Source organism: Lacrimispora sp. (assembly GCF_032078915.1).
GTDB lineage: Bacteria > Bacillota > Clostridia > Lachnospirales > Lachnospiraceae > Lacrimispora.
Genome location: NZ_DAMAUN010000087.1, coordinates 8,413 through 24,406, shown reverse-complemented (window position 1 = coordinate 24,406; position 15,994 = coordinate 8,413). Strand labels below are relative to the sequence as shown.

19 protein-coding genes are annotated in these 15,994 nt (G+C 42.6%); all 19 read right to left on the bottom strand.

Annotated elements, in window-relative coordinates:
- Positions 1 to 61: 61 nt before the first annotated feature.
- Positions 62 to 871, bottom strand: a complete 810-nt coding sequence (locus tag RT269_RS24410; protein WP_313186550.1) for a motility protein A — start codon at positions 869 to 871, stop codon at positions 62 to 64.
- 33 nt (positions 872 to 904) lie between these two features.
- Positions 905 to 1,108 (bottom strand): flagellar FlbD family protein, encoded by a 204-nt coding sequence (locus RT269_RS24405; RefSeq protein WP_313186548.1) that lies wholly within the window; start codon positions 1,106 to 1,108, stop codon positions 905 to 907.
- 62 nt (positions 1,109 to 1,170) lie between these two features.
- Positions 1,171 to 2,769, bottom strand: a complete 1,599-nt coding sequence (locus RT269_RS24400) for a flagellar hook-basal body complex protein (RefSeq protein WP_313186546.1) — start codon at positions 2,767 to 2,769, stop codon at positions 1,171 to 1,173.
- A gap of 80 nt (positions 2,770 to 2,849) precedes the next feature.
- Positions 2,850 to 3,224 carry a TIGR02530 family flagellar biosynthesis protein gene (locus RT269_RS24395; RefSeq protein WP_312430361.1) on the bottom strand — a complete coding sequence of 125 codons (375 nt, stop codon included), beginning with the start codon at positions 3,222 to 3,224 and terminating at the stop codon, positions 2,850 to 2,852.
- A 40-nt stretch (positions 3,225 to 3,264) separates the two neighbouring features.
- On the bottom strand, positions 3,265 to 3,846 hold the full coding sequence (locus tag RT269_RS24390; RefSeq protein ID WP_313186544.1) for a flagellar hook capping FlgD N-terminal domain-containing protein: 582 nt from the start codon (positions 3,844 to 3,846) through the stop codon (positions 3,265 to 3,267).
- Between the two features lie 11 nt (positions 3,847 to 3,857).
- A complete protein-coding gene (locus RT269_RS24385; RefSeq protein ID WP_313186542.1) occupies positions 3,858 to 5,117 on the bottom strand; it encodes a flagellar hook-length control protein FliK in 1,260 nt (419 codons plus the stop codon).
- A 73-nt stretch (positions 5,118 to 5,190) separates the two neighbouring features.
- On the bottom strand, positions 5,191 to 5,640 hold the full coding sequence (gene fliJ / locus RT269_RS24380) for a flagellar export protein FliJ (protein ID WP_313186541.1): 450 nt from the start codon (positions 5,638 to 5,640) through the stop codon (positions 5,191 to 5,193).
- A gap of 22 nt (positions 5,641 to 5,662) precedes the next feature.
- Entirely contained in the window at positions 5,663 to 6,964 is a 1,302-nt protein-coding gene (fliI, locus tag RT269_RS24375) for a flagellar protein export ATPase FliI (protein ID WP_313186540.1), read from the bottom strand.
- Positions 6,965 to 6,978: 14 nt separating this feature from the next.
- Complete coding sequence (locus tag RT269_RS24370) at positions 6,979 to 7,791, bottom strand: FliH/SctL family protein (protein WP_313186538.1); 813 nt, start codon at positions 7,789 to 7,791, stop codon at positions 6,979 to 6,981.
- Positions 7,775 to 8,776, bottom strand: coding sequence for a flagellar motor switch protein FliG (gene fliG, locus RT269_RS24365; RefSeq protein WP_313186536.1), 1,002 nt, complete (start codon positions 8,774 to 8,776; stop codon positions 7,775 to 7,777). Before fliG ends, RT269_RS24370 begins: the two co-directional genes overlap by 17 nt.
- Positions 8,769 to 10,367, bottom strand: a complete 1,599-nt coding sequence (gene fliF / locus RT269_RS24360) for a flagellar basal-body MS-ring/collar protein FliF (RefSeq protein ID WP_313186535.1) — start codon at positions 10,365 to 10,367, stop codon at positions 8,769 to 8,771. The genes fliG and fliF overlap by 8 nt, the downstream gene beginning before the upstream one ends.
- Before the next feature lie 25 nt (positions 10,368 to 10,392).
- The gene (locus RT269_RS24355; RefSeq protein ID WP_313186534.1) at positions 10,393 to 10,704 is read right to left on the bottom strand and encodes a flagellar hook-basal body complex protein FliE; all 312 of its coding nucleotides are present in this window, start codon (positions 10,702 to 10,704) and stop codon (positions 10,393 to 10,395) included.
- Between the two features lie 17 nt (positions 10,705 to 10,721).
- Positions 10,722 to 11,102, bottom strand: coding sequence for a flagellar basal body rod protein FlgB (gene flgB, locus RT269_RS24350; RefSeq protein WP_313186532.1), 381 nt, complete (start codon positions 11,100 to 11,102; stop codon positions 10,722 to 10,724).
- Positions 11,103 to 11,421: 319 nt separating this feature from the next.
- Positions 11,422 to 12,372: an NAD-dependent epimerase/dehydratase family protein gene (locus RT269_RS24345; RefSeq protein ID WP_313186530.1), complete on the bottom strand. Its 951-nt coding sequence runs from the start codon at positions 12,370 to 12,372 to the stop codon at positions 11,422 to 11,424.
- Positions 12,369 to 12,704, bottom strand: a complete 336-nt coding sequence (locus RT269_RS24340; RefSeq protein WP_313186529.1) for a hypothetical protein — start codon at positions 12,702 to 12,704, stop codon at positions 12,369 to 12,371. Before RT269_RS24340 ends, RT269_RS24345 begins: the two co-directional genes overlap by 4 nt.
- 100 nt (positions 12,705 to 12,804) lie before the next feature.
- Entirely contained in the window at positions 12,805 to 14,016 is a 1,212-nt protein-coding gene (locus RT269_RS24335; protein WP_313186528.1) for a hypothetical protein, read from the bottom strand.
- 29 nt (positions 14,017 to 14,045) lie between these two features.
- The gene (locus RT269_RS24330; protein ID WP_313186526.1) at positions 14,046 to 14,945 is read right to left on the bottom strand and encodes a DUF1919 domain-containing protein; all 900 of its coding nucleotides are present in this window, start codon (positions 14,943 to 14,945) and stop codon (positions 14,046 to 14,048) included.
- A gap of 40 nt (positions 14,946 to 14,985) precedes the next feature.
- Positions 14,986 to 15,336 (bottom strand): hypothetical protein, encoded by a 351-nt coding sequence (locus tag RT269_RS24325; protein ID WP_313186525.1) that lies wholly within the window; start codon positions 15,334 to 15,336, stop codon positions 14,986 to 14,988.
- Between the two features lie 61 nt (positions 15,337 to 15,397).
- A partial coding sequence (locus RT269_RS24320) for an HAD hydrolase-like protein (protein WP_313186524.1) occupies positions 15,398 to 15,994 on the bottom strand: 597 nt, incomplete at its 5' end.

Genomic DNA, 15,994 nt, shown 5'->3' with positions numbered 1-15,994 from the left:
CCTACCCATGTTCTTTTGGCATTAAGGCATGCCCCCCGGGCGTTCCTCTTTCGCAATCTAATTAGTCAGTATTTACGCTTCCTTCACTAACGGGCTTTTTCATTGTGATTTTTCCCTGCTGCTTCTGAGACAGGTAAGATAACAGCTTTTCCTCCAGGTACTTGGGATTATCTCCCGCCTGAATGGACAAAACACCTTCAATAATAATCTGCTTATATAAGACTTCTTCCTCATTCCGGATACGGAGCTTCTTGCCCATAGGATTGAACAGCAGATGAGCCAGAATACAGCCGTAAAATGTGGTAATCAAAGCCACAGACATGTCAGCCCCAAGGCTGTTTGATCCGTTTCCAGACATATCCATACTTTTTAACATGTTAACCAATCCTACCAGCGTACCAATCATTCCGAAGGCCGGAGCCACTCCTGATCCCCTGTCATAGATGCTGACATCCTGATCATGACGGTCCATCATAGCTGCCACTTCGCTTTCCAGCATCTCCCTGATTTTCTCCGCATCCATGGCATCTACAATTAGCATCACGCTTTGTTTCAGAAAAGGATCCTTGATGGTAGAAGCCTGCTCTTCCAGAACCAAAAGCCCTTTTTTTCTAGCCGTTTTCGCCATATCCACCAGGGTATGAATAACTGCTTCCGAATTATACCGGTTGGAGCTGATCATAATTCCGATGTGCTTTGGAATCTGTGCCAGGGTCTTAAACGGAAAGCTGGCTATCAATGCTGCCGCTGTACCTCCCACAACAATGATAACACTGGGCATGTCCAAAAAATTCACCAGCTTATCTGCGCCGATTCCGTAGATAATAAGTACGATTCCCAGCACCCAGCCAACGATCAATGATACATCCATAAGTAACCTCCTATATTCCAGGCAGTACCTGGATTAAACGTTCTTTTTCTGCGCACGCGCATATATTTTAGCCTGGAAATCAATCACCCGGTCAATGATCTCATCAACACTTTCTTTTACCACATAATGTTTTCCATTCACCATTATTACATTGGACTCCGGTATGGTTTCAATCCGCTCAATCTGATTGCAATTGATTACAAACTCCTCATCATTCAGCCTTGTAAGACAAATCATGGCTCAACTCCTCTCATATAGGGAAGCGGCAGTCACCGCCTCCCTGAATCTACGTAAGATAATTACCGCTTAATATTAACCAGCTCTTCCAGCATCTGATCTGTAACTGTAATGATTTTAGAGTTGGCCTGGAATCCTCTCTGAGTCGTGATCATATCTGTCATCTCAGTTGCAAGGTCTACCTTGGCCATTTCCAGATAATTTCCCATGATCCGGCCCTGGACGCCACCGGCTTCATAAATGCTTATGTTGCCGGCATTACTGCCAGGGACATAATAATAGCCTGAGGTTTTTTCCAGACCGTTGACATTCTGAACACCGGCCAAGGCAATCTTGCCGATGATAACTGTAGCGCCATTCTCGGAACTACCGACTAAGGTACCGTCCTGCTGGACTGCATAGTTGGTCAGCTTGGCAAGCCCTTCGCTTGCACCTGCATTGCCCACCTCCGTACTAGTAGAATCTTTCTGAGCTGATTCCAGCGACTTTTCAGCATTTGTTACTCCATTTTCGGCTGCTTTCACCATGGCTTCCGCCTTCTTTACAGCCTGGTTGGCGGTGTCCCGTTTGCCCTCAAGAGAATCAGGTTCAATTTTGCTTAAAGCCGCCTGAAGTTCATCCAACGCTTTTCTTGCCGCATCCAATGCTTCCTTATCTGTTGTTGTACCGCTGGCATTATAAGTAGCAAGAGCTGCTTCATAGTCATCCCAGACGCCAGGCATCTTTGAAGCATTATCTGCCAGTGCCTTCGGCGCGCGAAGTTCCGCCTGGCCTTCAATCAGCTGATATACTGTTTTCTCGTAAGCTGTTCTCGCCGTGTCATAAGCATTCTTCAGATCGTCAGCATGTGCCGGATCATTTTTGCCATCCAGCCATTCCGCATAAGCCTTTTCCATGGCGTTCTTAGCATCATCACGATTTGTCGTTAATGTTTTAATATCCAGCGAAGTACTTTTATCCCCATACGCCTTATCTGCAGCAATATATTCTTCTCTTGCTTTTCCCAAATCCAAATTCAATTTGCTCAAATTTGCTCTTGCTTCCTCTAGAGCTTTTCTGGCTTCATTTACCCGTTCCGCTGCAGTCTTATTACCTATCGTTGCCATATCTGATTCCATGGGGATCCTAAGTGGTTTTAATGATGAGGTATCAAAACTATCGCTGCTGGATAAATCGCTGCTGCTATTTGAAAATCCATATACATAATTTCCTGAATCATCAACCAGATAACCCTGATTATCCACAGTAAATTGCCCTACTCTGGAAAGAGACAGACCTTTGGAGGAAATGACATCTGAATCCTCCAGTGAAAACCCCTCTCCGTCCCCAACCATTGGACCTACAATATAAAATCCTGTACCGTCAATATAGCAGTCAAGCCCTCTGGAAGAAGGTGACGGGCTTCCCATTGAGAAATCATAGGTAATGCTTCCGGTAGTTACGCCATATCCTACTTGGTTGGCATTGGTTCCTCCATAGCCGCCGGCAGCTGTGCTGCCTTTTGAGCTAGATGAAGTGTTCATGTACATGGTGTCTTTAAAGGACATGGTGCCCGCCTTAAATCCCCATGTATTCACGTTAGCTATATTATTTCCGATAACATCCATTTTGGCCTGGTGAGTTCTAAGACCTGCCACACCGGCAAACATTGATTTGACCATAGCTTTATTCTCCTTTGTTTTTTACGCCTTCCTCCTGCTGTCAATCGGACACACAGGAAAAGCCTCCATAAATGGTCCAGCTATAATAGGACGGCGCTGTCAATATTGGTAAAAATATTTTCTTTCATTTCATTTCCTGACATGGTTGTTACCACAGTATTATTGGGCACATTCACAATAAATGCTCCCCTGTCACTGATAATCACCACATCCTTTGCACCTTTTAAACGAGCCTTTTCCACTGCGGACTGCAGATCCTGTAAAAATGAATCCGACATTTCAATTCCGCGCTGATTGACCCGCTCTGCAGCATGGCGTGAAAACTGGAGTTCCTCCTTCTTGTCAATTCTGCTTTGAAGGATCTCATTAAAGCTGCCTGCCGGTTTTGATATTGCGGCAGCATTCCGCAGCTTTAGCTGCCTTAATTCCTCATGCTGATTTATTTTGCCTAGCATTAATCATCACCTTCCGAACTTAATCAGTACTGGCATCGGTTTAATTATCTTTTTCCGGATCTCCGGCTCCATCAACATTATTACCTGCATCAGGATCCTTGGCTCCATCGGTATTATTATCTGTACCAGGGTCCTTAACTCCATCGTCCTTTTCAGTCTCATCTGTTTTTTCCGGAGGCTTATGCCCTTTTTCATAAACAGACATGATACTGGAAACCGGATAACCTGTTTTATCATCATCATCGATGTAAAGAGTTGGCACACCACCAAAAATATCGACTCTCGTCACAGTTCCCGTGATTCTTTTAATTGAACCGTTCTTCTCCTGGACTCCAAGCATAACTTCTTTTCCCATCATGGAGGTTCCATAATTGATTGTATTGACCTGGGCAAAATCTCCCATTGCTGTGGAGAAGTTATTCATAGCCTGCATCATGGCGATCTGAGTCATCTGAGTCATCATCTCTGAGTTATCCATTGGGTTTGACATGTCCTGATTTTGAAGCTGTGCTGCCAAAAGCTTAAAAAATCCCTCTGTTGTTAATTCACTGTTACTGGTGGATTTCGCTCTTTCCGCAAAAGTTTCCAGAGAACTATAATTCACTCCATTTACACTTGCCATTGTTTCTCTCCTTATCTGTAACCAACGCCGCTTTCGTCAGCGCTTTCTGACTCAAAAATCCCAAGCCTCAGCTTTTGTATAAAATCCCCGCTGTTTTCTTCCCTCTGGCTTTCCTGATGCTGTCCACGCTGTCCCTGTCTGCCGTCCTGTTCCTGCTGCTGGTTTAAGTAATCGGGCTCCTGCTTGTCTACCAGAACCTGGAAGGGCCGTTCTAAATTAGATTCCAGGATGGAACCTAAATCGCCCGCTGACTGGGATAAAAGCTTTAAAGTTCTGCTTTCCGTACAAAGAAGGGAAACGCTGATCTGATTATCCTCATAGGAAATTCTGATCCGGATTTTTCCCAGGTTATGAGGTTCCAATTGGATATCCAGTTCCCCATTTCCTTCGCGAATCTGTTTTAAAATCTGTTCTGATAGTTTTGCTTCCAATTCTTTCAAATGATCTGTACTTACAGACATATGGACTTCCTCAGGCTTTTCAATAGAACTATTCCAAAAACGTACAGGCTCATGAGGCTTTTCCGGAAGGTTTTTCTGGATTTTGTCCTGATCTTCTTCTCCAGGGCCTGGCTTTTCCTGTGATTCGCTCCTCTGAAGATTTACCGTCGGTACATCTTCTACGGAATCTGAAACGGTCTCTGCTGCTTTCATTAGCGGCTGCAACGGTAAATTATCCGTTTCCCCTTTCGAGCTTACTGCTGCTTCCGGATTCTGTCCGGCAATATCCTGAATTACAGGATTCTTCTCACCTGTTTTTTGCAACATCGCTTCCGGGAAAAGTGGTTCCGGCATTTCCTTTGAACTGTTCGTCAATGTTTCCAGATTTTCATCTGCAAGACCTTCTGTTCCCACGCTGTTTTCTGCCAGCTGGTGAAAACGGAACCGATCCAAAGCACGGAACGAATCCATTGTCTGAATTTTTCCGTTTTCTTCCGGTACTAAAACCGCCTCTTCGGCCGCTCCTAAAATTTCTATAATTTGGTCTGCCGGTTTCAGTCCTGTCATTTGGAACTTTTCCTCCGGCTCCTGGACTCCAGCCATTCCAGCTGCAGCAACCAAAGCCGCGGCCTCTGACGACACTTCTGCCGCAGACAGCTTATCATCAGAGGGCTCCCCTGATTCCTGACTTTTTCTATCCTTCTTTTGGTTGCCGCTTTTTAGCATGGCCTTAAACTCGGATAAGCCGTCAGCTGCCTTTTCTCCCTTTTTCATACTGCCAGTCAGCTGTCTTGATAACAAATCCACGCTGCTGTTTTTTACTTCTGTCATCTTCTCACTCCTTTCTTTTCATGCCCTTAAGCATTTGATTTTATGGTAGCTGCCGTATGTTTTCACGGCAGGATTACCTGCTTCCCTGTACTGAAGTTGTGTTGGAAACGAACTCCTCAATAAACAGTTCTTCGCTTCGCAAAACCTCTTTGTTATACTGCAAAAGTTTCTTTTCCTTCAGCTTTTCAATGGAAACCACTTCTTTTCTGGCTTCCACCACTTCCTCCCGCTTTTGTTCCTCTTTTCTTTGCAGTTTCTGAAGAACGCCTTGTTCGGTAAGAATTTTCTTCTGCATGAAGGTAATATAGGTTTCATATTCCCTCATCATATTAACGGCGATGCCCTTACCTATCTCCGCCTTAAACCGGACACAGGCATCATTTCTTCGGTCCGACAGTTCCTCAACCTTCTGTTCCTGCCTTACCACCTTATCCACAATCTGGGCGTGTTCGCTCTTTAAATTATCCAGGACCTGGTCCTTATAATTCAATACTGTATTAAGCGGAAAATTAAACTTCTTCATGCTCCCCTTCCCCTTTCAACATCTATGATAAGATCATCTTCATTTTCTTTAAGACCTCTTCATAACTGGCTTGTTCCTGTATCCCCTGACATAGGAACTGATTGATTTTATCAATTTTAGATATAGCCATATCAAGCTTTGGGTTGGTGCCGCTCTTATAAGCACCAATCGAGATAAGATCCTCATTCTTCTCATAAAGGCTTAATATATCCCGGATCTGGGAAGCTAAATTCCGGTGTTCCTCTGAAACGATGTTGGTCATCAGACGCGAAATACTCGCACTTATGTCGATTGCCGGGAAATGGTTGGCATTAGCCAGCTTTCGGCTCAGTACAATATGGCCATCCACAATACCCCTTACCGTATCAGCGATGGGCTCATTGGTATCATCACCCTCCACCAAAACCGTGTAGATTCCTGTAATAGAACCTTGACCAAAGTTACCGCTCCGTTCCAGCAGCTTTGGAAACTCCGCATAAATAGAGGGAGTATAGCCTCTTGCCACCGGAGGCTCTCCGATTGCAAGTCCTATCTCTCTCTGCGCCATAGCAAATCGGGTCAGGGAGTCCATCATAAGCAATACATCCTTGCCCTGATTCTTAAAGTATTCAGCTATGGTAGTGGCAACCAATGGACACTTCATACGAAGCATGGCCGGTTGGTCTGAGGTGGCAACCACCAGTACGGAACGTTTCATGCCTTCCGGTCCTAAGTCTTTTTCTATAAATTCACGGACTTCTCTTCCACGCTCCCCTACCAGAGCCACTACGTTAATATCTGCCTTTACATTCCTGGCAATCATGCCCAGCAAGGTACTTTTACCCACTCCACTGCCTGCAAATATTCCGATACGCTGTCCTTTTCCAATCGTATTTAAGCCGTCAATGGCTTTGACCCCAAATTCCAGCTTGTCCGTAATGGGCGGACGGGTCATGGGATTGATATAAGGATTTTCAACGTAATAGTACCGGGGAGATTCAAAAGGTCCTTTTCCATCCATTGGTTCTCCCTTTGCATCGATGATCCGACCTCTTAAAAAATCTCCTACCGGTACCTTCAACCTGCGTTTTGTATTCCGAACAAAACTGCCCGCTGCAATTCCATTCATATTTTCATAGGCCATAAGCTGTATTTTGTCATCCTTAAAGCCCACTACTTCCACCGGTATCTGCTCCTGCCGGTCTTCATTGTAAATATAGGCTATGTCTCCGATACTGGCCCTTCCTCCGGAGGCTTCCATGGACATCCCCACAATGTTCTCAATCTTCCCGATATGGTCGATTGTCTCAGTCTTCGTAATGAGATCCGTCAATTCCTTAAACATGCAGGCTCCTCCTGTTACAGTCTGGCGTTATTAAGTATTCCTTTTATATTTTCCAGCTGCGTATTCACGCTGACATCAATAATCTCCTCCGGAAGCTCAATGATACAGGCTCCGTCCTCCTCATGATCCATAGCAATGATCTTGATGTTCCCGGAAATGTGGGACAATTCGCTTAGCAGTCCCACATCTCCCTGTATCATCATTCCTGCTTCCCTTTGGGATACATAAATTTTCATCCACTGGGTTTTCTTAAGCTTTCCCGCAGCAGCCACGATCATGCGTTTAATAATCTCTCCGCTGGAGCGCAGACTGGTCTGAATCACCTTTTCTGCAATCGTCAGAGTGACCTTTTTTAAATCGTCAATATATTTATCCAGTAACTTTTCTTTTTCTTCCGTAACGCTTTCAATTGCGTTTTTCATGGCTTCCAGAAATTCTTCCTCACGCGCATCCAGGACCTCTTTATGGGCCTCGTAGGCTTTACGGAAACCGTCCTCATATCCCGCGTCATATCCGGCCTGACGGCCTTCTTCCATTGCCTGAGCACGGAGTTTTTCCCCGTCCGTCCTGGCCTGGTTGAGGAGATCTTCTGCATCCGTCCTGGCCTGGTCCAGAATCACCTGTGTCTTCCTTATAGCATCTTCGTACAATTCAGCAGTTTGAAGATACCTGTCATATTCTTGATCCGCAGACTCCTCCTGCCCACATTCCGTCTCTGAATTCTCGTATTCTTTTACCTTGATATCTTCAAATTCCCTGGTAAATCCGTATTCCAGAACACGATCCGCCATCTGCACAGATTTTATAATATTAGACAATGACATCATCCTTTCCGCCCTTATTGATGATCAGCTCGCCTTCTTCTTCCAGACGCCTAATGATACCGACAATCCTCTGCTGAGCCTCTTCCACATCTTTTAAGCGTACATTAACTGTAACTTCCATATCGGACTGGATGCTTTCCTTCATACGAGTTGACATATTGGAGAAAATAACAGTTGTGATCTGCTCGTTTGCATTCTTAAGGGCATAAACCATGTCACGCATATCGCACTCTCTGATAAAACGCTGGATAGAGCGGTTGTCCATGGTAATGATATCCTCGAATACGAACATCTTCTTGCGGATGGTATCCGCCAGTTCTGCATCCTTTCTTCCCAGTTCGTCGAAGATGAGCTTTTCGTTGCTCCGGTCTATGTGGTTCATGACGTTTGCTATGTAATCAACACCACCCACACTGGTGTAGTCGGTAGTAAGGATGCCGGAGAACCGTTTCTTGATTTCCTCTTCCACAATTTTAATTCCTTCAGGAGACGCGCTCTCCATTCTGGCAATAGACTCCACGACCTGCATCCGCTTTTCAGGGGCAAGCTCTGAAATAATCTGGGCCGCCATCTCCTCATTTGTATAAGAAAGTACCAGCGCAATGATCTGGGCTCTTTCATGCTGCAGGACGGAAAGCAAGTTCTTTACATCGCTCTTCCGAATAAATCCAAATGATCTGGATTTTAAGGACTGTGTAACCTTTTGAAGCAGGCTGTTGGCCGTACTTTCACCGAATGCTTTTTCCAGAACAGTTCTTGCATACTCCAAGCCACCGTCAGTCACTACCTTTTGAGTCAGGCAGGTCTTGTAGAACTCATCTAAAATGGCTTCCGTCTGCTCTGCTTCCACATGTCCAAGCTTTGCCACTTCAAGAGTTAATTTCTCAATCTCTTCCTCACTTAAGTACTTGTATACTTTAGAAGCCTTATCCACTCCCAGTGAAACAACCACTGTCGCCGCTTTTTGTTCGGGGGTTAGATCAACCATTGTTAGCGCCTCCATTCAACCATGTTTTCAGCAGCTGAGCTGATATCTCAGGGTTCTGCTCAGCAAAATCGCGGACGCATTGGCGCAGTTCTGCTCCCCTGTCTTCTTCAGGCTCTTGAATCTCCTGTTCTTCTTCTTCCTCCTCCGGCAGTTCCACCATATCCGGCAGCTCCGGAACATCTTCCTGGCTTATCTCCATGGCTTCCATAAGTTCATTTCTCTTCCGCCTGTGTCTTACTGCCAAAATGATAATCAGAGCGATAAGAAGTACTCCCGCCAGAGCTGCAATCAGAATCCACTGATTAACCAAAATACCGCTGGTGCTTGCTTCTACAGGAGTTTCAGGCGCCTTGGGTACCTCCACAGTATAGAAGGGCGCCGCCACGGCGGTTATCTTTTCCGCACGATCTGCCTGAGGGATTCCAGCCGCATTTCCAGCCAGATCCCGTATGTCGTCAATCGTCATACTTCCAAACCCTGTCCCATTTACCACTACGGAAACAGTCAGGTTTTCCAAAGCTCCCGGATTGACTTGACCCTGTTCTTTTATTTGATTTAATAGATATTTTCTGGTCAGGCTGCTGGAGCCATATGCATTCTCTTCAGCCGTTCCTCCCGCATTATACTGTGGGATGTCCGCATTGGCCTCTGAACCAGCCACACCGGAAGCATTCTGTCCGCTTCCGGAAAATTCCCTGAATATGGATTCTTCGGAAGTAAGGCCCGTCTTATCTTTTTCATCTATCTTATCGGGAGTATTGTAAACGATGCTCTCCCGAATCAGTTTATCCATATTAACCGTGCCTTTTACGGATACCCGGACATTGCCGTTTCCGTATACAGGACCAAGGACATTTAATACCTTTGCTGAAATCTGGTCTTCGATCAACCTTGTAATATCTTCTCCGGCCTTGCCGGCGTTAATGTCCTCATCATCGGAACCAGTGGTAACTTCCCGTCCGTTTCCATCAAATACAGAGACATTGTCGATGACCATTCCAGGGATACTCCTGGATATGAGAAGCTGGATGGACTTTGCCTGCTCCTCTGTCGGAGATCCTCCATCTTTCATAACCACAACAGCCTGAGCGCTGGGCTCCTGTGTCTTGTCATCAGACAGTGCATATTTGGAGGGCTCTCCCAAAGCTATGGTTACATATGCCTCCTGCACGCCATCAAAGACCTTAATTGTGGAACCGATTCTGGTTTCCAAATCATAAAGTTCAAACCTGCGCCGGTCTGAATCTGTAGTCATCAAGTTTACATTATTTCTGAACACATCATATGTAAAACCGCTTTTTGGATACCCTTCCGAAACAAGCTTTGCCCTGGTAGTGTCCAACTGGGGCGTAGGTACTTTAATGTCACCGTTTTGATACTGATAATCGATTCCGTCTTCCTGTAATTTTCCAATGATCTGTTTGGCTTCTTCGCTGCTGACACTTGGGAACATTACCTCGTATGGCTTCTCCCGCATGGACAGCGCGATCACTATCGCTCCCACCACAACCGCCACGCCCACAGCGCCGATGATTATGGCTTTTTTTACTTTATCATTAAGCTTTTCTAAAAGTTCCTTTATCTTTTCCATTGTACCTGTCCGCCCTGTTATCTACTTAAACGCTAATTCTTATAATCTCATTGTAGGATTCCAGTGCCTTATTCCTAAGAGATGATAAGAGTTCTACAGATAACTGGGCTTTTGCTGCCGCTGCCGGTACGGTATGTGCATCGTCAATCTGGCCTGTTGACAGCAGGTATTCCTGTGTCGTCAAATCTTCATCCGTGGTTCTTACGTTCCGAATAGCTTCGTTAAATATATCACGAAACACCGAACCTCCATCCTGTCCGGCTGTCACTTTCTTTTCGCTTCCTATATTCCCAATGGACTCCATGGGGACGATAGGCCTTATAAACATCTGCTCCATCTCATTAACCTCCCGTTTTAACCTTTAATAACCGTGCGAAGCCTGCTTACTTCACTATTCAACGCGTTCAGCTGATACTGATACTGAAGAGTTGTCCTAGCCAGTTCCACATTCTCTACATCCATGTTGACATTGTTCCCGTCCATTCGTGCTGATTCATCTTTAGTTTCATGGATAAAGTGTCTGGAATTGCCTATGATTCTGCCTATATCCTTTGATGTGCCCTCTCTACCGGCCATTAAGCGTTTACGGAATTCATCCTCAAAAGTAACATAACGGGCCTTATAACCTGGGGTTTCGCCATTGGCAATATTATCCAACGTTACCGACTGCTTGGACCACAGGTAATCCAAAGTCTTTTCCGCCATGGAAATGTTATTTCCAAATATCCCATTCATCCTATTGCTCCTCACTTTCATTCCCCTTGAAGAAATATGGGAATTGTATTTCACCACAAGAAAATTACCTTCTCCAGTTAAATTCAACAGGATTTTCCTTTTTTTTTAATTTTTCTGTAATTTTTCTTACTATATTCTACATTTATTTACAGATTTTGTCAAGAAAGTTGTCAGGAAATTTTCTTTAAATCTTAAGAATGTGGTATAGAGGAAAAAATCGCAAGCAATTAATAGGCCTAGCCAAAAAAAAGAATGTTGGAAGTGTGCTTTTTAAGCACACTTCCAACATTCAATGTCGAACCAAAATCAGGCTGGCAAATTAAATTATATTTCCAATCATTCTCCGATACATTTCCTCAAGGTTTGTTTTGGCTTCCCAACCTAATTTTTTCATTTTTGAGCCGGATAACCGCAGTCCTGTTTCTGCCGCATATCCATGCTGGTTAACCTTTGGAATATTATAAGTAACACCTATCTTATTTCCTGCAATTTTATCAGCGACCATCTCTGCCATTTCGCGTATGGTCATGGTGTTTGCTTCATTAACAATATTGTATGCTTGTGCAAACTTTCCGTTTTCTAAAAGGAATAAAATTGCATCCACCGCATCATCAATATCACAGTAATTTCCCACTGAATTTCCATGTGTATGTAATACAATATCTTTGTTCTCTTTTACAGCACGTGCAAACTGGGCAAATACCCGATTATCATCCGCTTTGACTCCTCGGCCAAATGTCTGCGCCAGCCTTGCAATTTTTACTGGTACACCATATTCATGTTGATACAAATGACAGAAGTTCTCTGCCATACGCTTTGCCATAGGATAACAACTGCGGATGTCTGATATATCAAGGTTTCCAAGTTCTTCTTCTGTTACCCTCCTACCGTCAGAACAATCAATCTGTCCATAAACTTCCATAGAAGATAGGTAAACCATGCTTTGTGTATGGCATCTAGCTGCCAATTCAAGAATATTTTGAGTTCCATTTACAACGGATTCTGCAACCTCTACAGGATTAGACATCATATAGGAAGATTGGGTGGACGCTGCACAGTGGATTAAATACTCATAAGAGCCTGTAATCTGGTGGACCGATTCTAAATTCACTAAGTCTGCTTCTATAATCTTTGCATTGTTTTTAATAAAATCGCATAACTTATCGGAATTCCGAACAATAACAGTAACATCATGATTCAATACAAGCAATCGTTCTGCTATCATTTTTCCAATGTATCCGGTAGCGCCGGTAATTAAATAGGTATTCATCTGATTACCTCCTGGCTCAAACCATTAATCAGATCTTCAATCAGTACACTATCTTCCAGAGGTACCGTTCCATCAACTCCAGGAAATAATTCCAATATATCTGCCTGTCTTTCTCTAGCAGCAAACAGCAGATGCTTGTATCCATAATGCTTCTTATATGCCTCCGCCAAAAATGCTAACCAGACAGTGTCTCCAACATTTGCAGTAGAGTATAAAATGCCAATGACTTTTCCAGCCTTTTGCACTAACAACTGGCATATTTCATCTCCAACTTTACTAGATTCATATACTCCACTAAGCCAATCCATACGTGCTTCATTTAATTTATTCATGTGCTTTTTATGCCCCTCATTATAGTTTAAAACAATATTTCTTTGCCGGCAGCATGGGCACAATCTCAAATCCCGAAAGCTTATCAGCAAACTGCATCAGCTACAAGGGCACAATCTGTTTCCACCCATTCAATGCAAAAAAATCAGAAATTTTTGTGTTCGTTACACTATAAAAAGCATCTGAAAATACAACCGTTTTTTCACAGGCAGCTGACTGTATGACATCACATAATCCACTCCGGATCCCAACAAAATGCCCGGCATATTCCACAGCTGAAATCATCTCATCTATTGGAATTTCCATGGGTTTTGTACCATATAACGGCCGTTCGTCACCAGCCACATTTGTATAAACGGTAAAGCCTCTATCCATATATTGTCCAATAATCTTTTCCCAAAAAGATTCAGGAATACCTACTACCGACTTTGCATAAGGTGAAATGATGACACTTCTTTCTTTTTTCAGCAATTCCTTCTGTGCATATTCTTTCCTCATAGGTAGGAAAGGGGTTGTACCTTTTTTCAATCCGTAAACACCGCAGCAATACAAATCCTGCAGCCTCAGCTTTCCAATGTCAATGAATCTTGTCATGTCATTGGTATATGGCCTATCATGGTGAGCAATCAACACTGCTTTATCTTCTGTATATAAAACTGCTTGAACCATTTCATCCATGAAGATCCGGTCCAACACAAGCACGTTGGTATCAGTAAACAACTCCGCAACTGCCTTGCACCTTTCTCCGGTTACAACGACTGCATAGGATCGGATATTTCTCACTTTTAAATAATAGGGAAGATATGCCATTGCATAATAAACATCTCCCAACGCATTATAAGGACAAGCGATCAACACTTCTGCCTGCGCTTTGTCTTTCACATCATTTAAAACAGAAATCCCTCTCTGAACACGGGCATATTTCCGATTATAGACATCTTCCGATAATGAATACTCTGCAAAAGAATTGTAATCTACTACCTTAACAATCCTCCCTTTATATCCCATGTTTACGAGATTTGCTTTCATGGATTCATATGCTCTGGAGGCAATTAAAACCAAGGTTTTATCTTGATCATAGGACATGATTTCCGAAGGCGGCATAATATCCATACCATTCAAATCTTTTCCATGCTTATTTTCGTTATTATCTAATATCGCTTTCACCTGAAATCCTTTTTTCTGCAGATAATTCTGCATTTGCTCGGAAGCTTCACAATGCCCGAATAAAAAAATATATTTGTTCTGCAGATCTGAACAAATTGCCATGCGCTCAATACATTCTGTCATTTCATTATAATAGGTAGCATCCATAATCCAACTCTCAATTCCTGGCAAATCAACTATTTTTTCATTATAAAATCACTTTCCCCCAATAGCATTTTCAAAATATCCAGGGGATAAGAGCCGAAATAGCGATTTTTTACCACATCTAATATAAAAGGTACAAATTTATAAAAATACTTTACTCTGGTCTGACACAAATCCCAATCCCTTATATATATAACATTTTCCGCTTCATATGGATGATGATAAAATGCTGCCTTTTTCTTATATGGAGCTTTAACAAAATCATTTACCAAACGTTCTTCCCCAACCACTGTCATCTGTAAAAAAATGTTATCCCAATTCACTCTTGCAGCACGTCTGTCCCAATCAGATTTTGCCAGTTCAAAAGAGGCATGGTGGATAAACAGAATTTCCACATCCCCCAGTCTTCCACAAGGTGCGCATTCATGTTCATTGCTTTTCGTATCTTCTAGAGGAAGCTGCAAATACTCTGGAAGATTTTTAACAAGCCTGACATAATGTTCCTCACTTATGGCAGTATTGATAAAAGGAGATGTAAATGGAAGCTTTAAAAGATTATATAAATATCCTCCCCAACAATTATTAGATACAATAGTTATTTTACTTTCTTTTACCTGCAGATATCGCTCAAAGTCAAAATATGGTATTTTAAATACAGCGCCATGCAGAACCCGTTCCATATTAATTTCATACAGCCTGCACTCCTGACGGATCTCATCAAAAAAGGTGGTTGAAGCTACAATAATGTAATCATATAACGTGTCAGAAATCCTATTTTTAGGAATAAATGAGTATCCCCCAATACTACTTAACCATCCATCATTAGAAGTCACTCCTATAATTTCTAAGTTTCCTTTATATTTTTCCAACTCAATATAAGGAATAAATTGATCATAATCCTTTCCCGTTCCCCATATAATAACTTTCTTCACAGCCTGCAAACCTCCGATTTAATCTCAATTTCCATGAATGCTATTCACTTGTATTCAGCAACGCTTTAATTAACGGTTCCTTCTTAATAAGTCCACTTGTAACAAGATTCCCCCACATTCTTCCGTGCGGCTTAGTAAAAGAACCAATGATCAATTTATCTGTGAACTTGTAGAGCTGATAAAGTCTTAGTATCTTCTGCATCTCTTCTATTGAAATAACCATAAATGCCGTATTTCGGTTTAAAGGTGCTGTCGTCAATACAATCCCTCTCAGATCTTTTTCTGACAATACTTGTTCAAATGCACTGACAAACGTAGAATTATCTTCAATGTTCCGTTCTGGCAATATAAGAATTTTATCATATTTTTCACAAATATCTTTGATATCCAAGCTCCATATTCCTCCATAGTTAATTTTCTCCTATATGAGACATGATTTAAACTTGTGTTGATTATAAATACTTCAAAACATCCTTAATTTCTACTCCCCACCCAATCGCTTTGTATTTACCAAGCTTTTCTTTTTCTTTAAATCCAAATCCATATCTTACACCAAAGAAATCAATTCCTGCCTTTTCCGCGCCTATAGCATCGTATTCACTATCTCCAATTAATACTACGCTCTCCCGATTACATATATCCATTTCACTGAGGCACATATTTATAATATCTTCTTTTTTCAGGACATTTTCATTATCTGCCCCATGCATCACATCACAATATAAAGCAATACCAAAATGTTTCATAATATCAATTGCATAATCTTCTCTTTTATATGTAGCAACGCCAATTTTAAACGCTTTCGACTTTAGATATTGTAATACCTCTTTTATCCCCGGGTACAAATCTGCCATAAACAAGCTTTTCTTAACATAGTTTTTTCTAAAAAGATTTGCTGCCATCTGTGCCTCTTCTCGTGATAACCCATACTCTCTTATGAACGAATCTTGCATGGGAGGACCAACAAAACGATTCAGTTTTTCTTTGTCCGGAGCTGGCAGCTTAAGCTCTTTAATCGTATGTTCAACAGCAAATTCAACTCCTGCCGT